7 protein-coding genes and 1 tRNA gene are annotated in these 6,541 nt (G+C 35.4%); all 8 read left to right on the top strand.

The annotated features are described in order from the left end of the window. Window positions 1-35: 35 nt before the first annotated feature. The 8 genes from ACLNCN_RS02645 (at window position 36) to ACLNCN_RS02610 (ending at window position 6,346) form a co-directional block, all read left to right on the top strand. Window positions 36-404, top strand: a complete 369-nt coding sequence (locus tag ACLNCN_RS02645) for a septum formation initiator family protein (RefSeq protein WP_049515632.1) — start codon at window positions 36-38, stop codon at window positions 402-404. A 4-nt stretch (window positions 405-408) separates the two neighbouring features. Further along, a complete protein-coding gene (locus ACLNCN_RS02640; protein WP_000429339.1) occupies window positions 409-531 on the top strand; it encodes an SP_0009 family protein in 123 nt (40 codons plus the stop codon). Further along, window positions 524-1,792: a serine hydrolase gene (locus ACLNCN_RS02635; protein WP_001224769.1), complete on the top strand. Its 1,269-nt coding sequence runs from the start codon at window positions 524-526 to the stop codon at window positions 1,790-1,792. The genes ACLNCN_RS02640 and ACLNCN_RS02635 overlap by 8 nt, the downstream gene beginning before the upstream one ends. Beyond that, window positions 1,789-3,066 carry a tRNA lysidine(34) synthetase TilS gene (tilS, locus tag ACLNCN_RS02630; protein ID WP_424844557.1) on the top strand — a complete coding sequence of 426 codons (1,278 nt, stop codon included), beginning with the start codon at window positions 1,789-1,791 and terminating at the stop codon, window positions 3,064-3,066. Before ACLNCN_RS02635 ends, tilS begins: the two co-directional genes overlap by 4 nt. Window positions 3,067-3,070: 4 nt before the next feature. Further along, a complete protein-coding gene (gene hpt, locus ACLNCN_RS02625; protein ID WP_049543473.1) occupies window positions 3,071-3,613 on the top strand; it encodes a hypoxanthine phosphoribosyltransferase in 543 nt (180 codons plus the stop codon). A gap of 15 nt (window positions 3,614-3,628) precedes the next feature. Continuing rightward, window positions 3,629-5,587 carry an ATP-dependent zinc metalloprotease FtsH gene (gene ftsH / locus ACLNCN_RS02620; protein WP_000744566.1) on the top strand — a complete coding sequence of 653 codons (1,959 nt, stop codon included), beginning with the start codon at window positions 3,629-3,631 and terminating at the stop codon, window positions 5,585-5,587. 119 nt (window positions 5,588-5,706) lie between these two features. Next, window positions 5,707-6,186 carry a sigma-70 family RNA polymerase sigma factor gene (locus ACLNCN_RS02615; protein WP_424844556.1) on the top strand — a complete coding sequence of 160 codons (480 nt, stop codon included), beginning with the start codon at window positions 5,707-5,709 and terminating at the stop codon, window positions 6,184-6,186. 88 nt (window positions 6,187-6,274) lie between these two features. Next, window positions 6,275-6,346: transfer RNA gene (locus ACLNCN_RS02610), tRNA-Glu, on the top strand. Window positions 6,347-6,541 lie beyond the last annotated feature (195 nt).

Here is a 6,541-nt window from a genome sequence, read left to right as displayed (position 1 = left end):
GTATGAAATTATCAGTGAAACACGGGTAGAAGAAAATGTCTAAAAATATCGTACAATTGAATAATTCTTTTATTCAAAATGAACACCAACGTCGTCGCTATCTGATGAAAGAACGACAAAAACGTAATCGTTTCATGGGTTGGGTTCTTATTTTGATGATTTTATTGTTCATTTTACCAACTTATAATCTTGCTCAAAGCTATCATCAATTACTCCAAAGACGTCAACAGTTATCAGAATTGCAAACTCAGTATCAAACCTTGAGTGAGGAAAAGGAGAAAGAGACAGCTTTTGCCACAAAGTTGAAAGATGAAGATTATGCTGCTAAATACATGCGTGCAAAATATTATTATTCTAAGAATCGGGAAGCTGTTTATACGATTCCTGACTTGCTCCCAAGGTGATAAAATGGAAAATTTATTAGATGTAATAGAGCAATTTTTGAGTCTATCGGAAGAAAAGCTGGAAGAGTTGGCTGATAAAAATCAATTATTGCGTTTACAAGAAGAAAAGGAAAGGAAGAATGCGTAAATTCTTAATTATTTTGTTGTTACCGAGTTTTTTGACCATTTCAAAAGTCGTTAGCACAGAAAAAGAAGTAGTCTATACTTCGAAAGAAATTTATTACCTTTCACAATCTAACTTTGGTATTTATTTTAGAGAAAAATTAAGTTCTCCCATGGTTTATGGAGAGGTTCCTGTTTATGCGAATGAAGATTTAGTAGTGAAATCTGGAAAATTAACTCCCCAAACAAGTTTTCAAATAACCGAGTGGCGCTTAAATAAACAAGGAATTCCGGTATTTAAGCTATCAAATCATCAATTTATTGCTGCAGACAAACGATTTTTATATGATCAGTCAGAGGTAACTCCTACAATCAAAAAAGTATGGTTAGAATCTGATTTTAAACTGTATAATAGCCCTTATGACTTAAAAGAAGTGAAATCATCCTTATCAGCTTATTCGCAAGTATCGATCGACAAGACCATGTTTGTAGAAGGAAGAGAATTTCTACATATTGATCAGGCTGGATGGGTAGATAAGGAATCAACTTCTGAAGAAGATAATCGGATAAGTAAAGTCCAAGAAATGTTATCTGAAAAATATCAGAAAGATTATTTCTCTATTTATGTTAAGCAACTAACTACTGGAAAAGAAGCTGGTATCAATCAAGATGAAAAGATGTATGCAGCTAGTGTTTTGAAACTCCCTTATCTTTATTATACGCAAGAAAAAATAAATGAGGGGATTTATCAGTTAGACACGACTGTAAAATACGTATCTGCAGTCAATGATTTTCCAGGTTCTTATAAACCAGAGGGAAGTGGTAGCCTCCCTAAAAAAGAGGATAATAAAGAGTATTCTCTCAAGGACTTAATAACGAAAGTATCTAAAGAATCGGACAATGTAGCTCATAATCTATTGGGATATTACATTTCAAACCAATCTGATGCCACATTTAAATCCAAGATGTCTGCTATTATGGGAGATGATTGGGATTCAAAAGAAAAATTGATTTCTTCTAAGATGGCTGGGAAGGCCATGGAAGCTATTTATAATCAAAATGGATTTGTGCTAGAGTCTTTGACTAAAACAGATTTTGATAATGAGAGAATTGCCAAAGGTGTTTCTGTTAAAGTAGCTCATAAAATTGGAGATGCGGATGAATTTAAGCATGATACTGGTGTTGTCTATGCAGATTCTCCATTTATTCTTTCTATTTTCACTAAAAATTCTGATTATGATACGATTTCTAAGATAGCCAAGGATGTTTATGAGGTTCTAAAATGAGGGAACAAGATTTTTTAAATCATTTTCTCAAGAGAGAATATTTTAAAAAACATACTAAGGTGGTGCTAGCTCTTTCTGGTGGATTAGATTCTATGTTTCTATTTAAGGTGTTATCTACGTATCAAAAAGAGTTGGAAATTGAATTGATTTTAGCTCATGTTAATCATAAGCAGAGAATTGAATCAGATTGGGAAGAAAAGGAATTAAGGAAGTTGGCTGCTGAAGCAGAGCTTCCTATTTATATCAGCAATTTTTCAGGAGAATTTTCAGAAGCGCGTGCTCGACATTTTCGTTATGATTTTTTTCAAGAGGTCATGAAAAAGACAGGTGCGACAGCTTTAGTCACTGCCCACCATGCTGATGATCAGGTGGAAACGATTTTGATGCGTTTGATTCGAGGGACTCGCTTGCGCTATCTATCAGGAATTAAGGAGAAGCAAGTAGTCGGAGAGATAGAAATCATTCGGCCCTTCTTGCATTTTCAGAAAAAAGACTTTCCACCAATTTTTCACTTTGAAGATATATCAAATCAGGAAAATCATTATTTTCGCAATCGTATTCGAAATTCTTATTTACCAGAATTAGAAAAAGAAAATCCTAGATTTAGAGATGCAATCTTAAGTATCGGAAATGAAATTTTAGATTATGACTTAGCTATAGCTGAATTATCTAAGAATATTGATGTGGAAAATTTAGAGCAGTTATTGTCTTACTCTGAGTCGACACAAAGAGTTTTACTTGAAGATTATCTGAATCGTTTTCCAGATTTGAATCTCACAAAAGCTCAGTTTGAAGAAGTTAGACAAATTTTAAAAACTAAAAGCCAGTATCGTCATCCGCTTAAAAATGGTTATGAATTAGTAAAAGAGTATCAACAGTTTCAGATTTGTAAAATCAGTCCTCAGGCTGATGAAAAGGAAGATGAACTTGTGTTACACTATCAAAATCAAGTATCTTACCAAGGATATTTGTTTTCCTTTGGACTTCCTTTAGAAGGTGATTCAATTCAACAAATACCTGTTTCACGGGAAACATCTATACACATTCGTCATCGAAAAACAGGAGATTTTTTGATTCTAAATGGGCATAGAAAAAAACTAAGACGTCTATTTATTGATTTGAAAATCCCTATGGAAAAACGAAAATCTGCTCTGATTATTGAGCAATTTGGTGAAATTGTCTCAATTTTGGGAATTGCGACCAGTAATTTGAGTAAAAACACGAAAAATGATATAATGAACACTGTACTTTATATAGAAAAAATAGATAGGTAAAAAAATGTTAGAAAACGATATTAAAAAAATCCTCGTTTCACACGATGAAATTACAGAAGCTGCTAAAAAATTAGGTGCTCAACTCACTAAAGACTATGCAGGAAAAAATCCAATTTTAGTTGGGATTTTAAAAGGATCTATTCCTTTTATGGCTGAATTGGTTAAACATATCGACACACATATTGAAATGGACTTCATGATGGTTTCTAGCTATCATGGTGGAACAGCAAGTAGTGGTGTCATCAATATCAAGCAAGATGTGACTCAAGATATCAAAGGAAGACATGTTCTGTTTATAGAAGATATCATTGATACAGGTCAAACTTTGAAGAGTTTAAGAGATATGTTTAAAGCAAGAGAGGCTGCTTCTGTTAAAATTGCAACCTTGTTGGATAAACCAGAGGGACGTGTTGTAGAAATTGAGGCAGACTATACCTGCTTTACTATCCCAAATGAGTTTGTAGTAGGTTATGGTTTAGACTACAAAGAAAACTATCGTAACCTTCCTTATGTTGGAGTATTGAAAGAAGAAGTATATTCAAATTAGAAAGAACAATTTTTAATGAAAAAACAAAATAATGGTTTAATTAAAAATCCTTTTCTATGGTTATTACTTATTTTTTTCCTAGTTACAGCTTACCAGTATTTTAGTACAGGTAGTGTTGCAGGGAAAAGTGAGCAAATTAATTATACAGAATTGGTAAAAGAAATTACCGATGACAATGTAAAAGAATTGACTTACCAACCAAATGGCAGTGTTATCGAAGTTTCAGGTGTTTATAAAAATCCTAAAACAAGTAAAGAAGAAACAGGTATCCAGTTCTTTTCTCCTTCTGCTACAACAGTAGAGAAATTTTCAAGTATTATTCTTCCTTCAGATACTACAGTATCAGAATTGCAAAAACTTGCTTCTGACCATAAGGCGGAAGTAACTGTTAAGCATGAAAGTTCAAGTGGTATGTGGATTAATATTCTTGTATCCATTGTGCCATTCGGTATTCTATTCTTCTTCCTATTCTCTATGATGGGAAATATGGGAGGAAATAATAGCCGTAACCCGATGAGTTTTGGACGTAGTAAGGCTAAAGCTGCAAATAAAGAAGATATTAAAGTAAGATTTTCAGATGTTGCTGGAGCTGAGGAAGAAAAACAAGAACTAGTTGAAGTTGTTGAATTTTTAAAAGATCCAAAACGATTTACAAAACTTGGAGCCCGTATTCCAGCAGGTGTTCTTTTGGAGGGACCTCCGGGAACAGGGAAGACCTTGCTTGCCAAAGCAGTTGCAGGAGAAGCAGGTGTTCCATTCTTTAGTATCTCAGGTTCTGACTTTGTAGAAATGTTTGTCGGAGTTGGAGCTAGTCGTGTTCGTTCTCTTTTTGAAGATGCCAAAAAAGCAGCACCAGCTATTATCTTTATCGATGAAATTGATGCTGTTGGACGTCAACGTGGAGTTGGTCTTGGCGGAGGAAATGACGAACGTGAACAAACCTTGAACCAACTTTTGATTGAGATGGATGGTTTTGAGGGAAATGAAGGGATTATCGTCATTGCTGCGACAAACCGTTCAGATGTACTAGACCCTGCCCTTTTGAGGCCAGGACGTTTTGATAGAAAAGTATTGGTTGGCCGTCCTGATGTTAAGGGTCGTGAAGCAATCTTGAAAGTTCATGCTAAGAACAAGCCTTTAGCAGAAGATGTTGATTTGAAATTAGTGGCTCAACAAACTCCAGGTTTTGTTGGTGCTGATTTAGAGAATGTATTGAATGAAGCGGCTTTAGTCGCTGCTCGTCGCAATAAATCGATAATTGATGCCTCAGATATTGATGAAGCAGAGGATAGAGTTATTGCTGGTCCTTCTAAGAAAGATAAGACAGTTTCACAAAAAGAACGTGAATTGGTTGCCTACCATGAGGCAGGACATACCATTGTTGGTCTAGTCTTGTCGAATGCTCGTGTTGTGCATAAAGTTACCATCGTACCACGTGGTCGTGCAGGCGGTTATATGATTGCACTTCCTAAAGAGGATCAAATGCTTCTATCTAAAGAAGATATGAAAGAGCAATTGGCTGGCTTAATGGGTGGACGTGTAGCCGAAGAAATTATCTTTAATGTCCAAACTACAGGAGCTTCAAACGACTTTGAACAGGCGACACAAATGGCGCGTGCAATGGTTACAGAGTACGGTATGAGTGAAAAACTTGGTCCAGTTCAATATGAAGGAAACCATGCTATGTTTGGTGCACAGAGTCCTCAAAAATCAATTTCAGAACAAACAGCTTATGAAATTGACGAAGAGGTTCGTTCATTATTAAATGAGGCACGAAATAAAGCTGCTGAAATTATTCAGTCAAATCGTGAAACTCACAAGTTGATTGCAGAAGCACTATTGAAATACGAAACATTGGATAGTACACAAATTAAATCTCTTTATGAAACAGGAAAGATGCCTGAAACAGTAGAAGAGGAATCACATGCACTATCCTATGATGAAGTAAAGTCAAAAATGAATGATGAGAAATAACCCAAAGAGAGGCGTGTCCTCTCTTTTTTGTGCAGTTTAGACGGTGTAGGGAACAGAATGGGGAAATGGGCCAAAAGTGTTTCTGAATCTGTTAAACTGTATCTAGAAAGGGGAACATTATGATTAAAAAATTGTATAAAGAAGTCCAAGGCATTGTATATAAGTGTAGAAATGAATATTACCTTCATTTATGGGATCTATCGGATTGGGACCAAGAGGGTATGATTTGCTTACATGAATTGATTAGTAGAGAAGAAGAGTTGGCAGAAGATATTCCACGCTTACGTAAATACTTCAAAACTAAGTTCCGTAATCGAATTCTAGACTATATCCGTAAGCAAGAAAGTCAAAAACGAAGATATGATAAAGAACCCTATGAAGAAGTAGGTGAGATTAGTCATCGTATCAGTGAGGGAGGTCTGTGTCTAGATGATTATTATCTCTTTCATGAGACACTAAGAGATTATAGAAGTAAACAAAGTAAAGACAAACAAGAAGAGTTAGAACGGGTCCTAAGACATGAACGCTTCCGAGGGCGTCAAAGAGTATTAAGAGACTTACGTATTGTGTTTAAGGAGTTTGATATCCGTACTCGGTAAGAAGCTATGCAAAAAAAAGAAAAAAACAGAAAAAGTAGTTGACAAAGTTTGAAAAGTCGGTATAATAGTAAGAGTTGAAAATAACTCTGGTCCGTTGGTCAAGGGGTTAAGACACCGCCTTTTCACGGCGGTAACACGGGTTCGAATCCCGTACGGACTATGGTATGTTGCGGTTGAGGCACTTGATGAAAAAAAGATTAAAAAAGTTTCAAAAAAGTGTTGACAAGCGAAAGCACCTGTGATATACTAATATAGTTGTCGCTTGAGAGAAGTGAGTGACAAAGACCTTTGAAAACTGAACAAGACGAACCAATGTGCAGGGCACTACAACTAAGGTTGTAGTACTGAACAATGA

Source organism: Streptococcus sp. CL8.13, assembly GCF_049737895.1.
This window is presented reverse-complemented; position numbering and strand designations above follow the sequence as displayed.

Excerpts from the sequence above, each read along its gene's own strand:
- hpt (WP_049543473.1), top strand. The coding sequence starts at position 3,071 with ATGTTAGAAAACGATATTAAAAAAATCCTCGTTTCACACGATGAAATT.
- ACLNCN_RS02645 (WP_049515632.1), top strand. The coding sequence starts at position 36 with ATGTCTAAAAATATCGTACAATTGAATAATTCTTTTATTCAAAATGAA.
- ACLNCN_RS02615 (WP_424844556.1), top strand. The coding sequence starts at position 5,707 with ATGATTAAAAAATTGTATAAAGAAGTCCAAGGCATTGTATATAAGTGT.
- ACLNCN_RS02640 (WP_000429339.1), top strand. The coding sequence starts at position 409 with ATGGAAAATTTATTAGATGTAATAGAGCAATTTTTGAGTCTATCGGAA.
- tilS (WP_424844557.1), top strand. The coding sequence starts at position 1,789 with ATGAGGGAACAAGATTTTTTAAATCATTTTCTCAAGAGAGAATATTTT.
- ftsH (WP_000744566.1), top strand. The coding sequence starts at position 3,629 with ATGAAAAAACAAAATAATGGTTTAATTAAAAATCCTTTTCTATGGTTA.
- ACLNCN_RS02635 (WP_001224769.1), top strand. The coding sequence starts at position 524 with ATGCGTAAATTCTTAATTATTTTGTTGTTACCGAGTTTTTTGACCATT.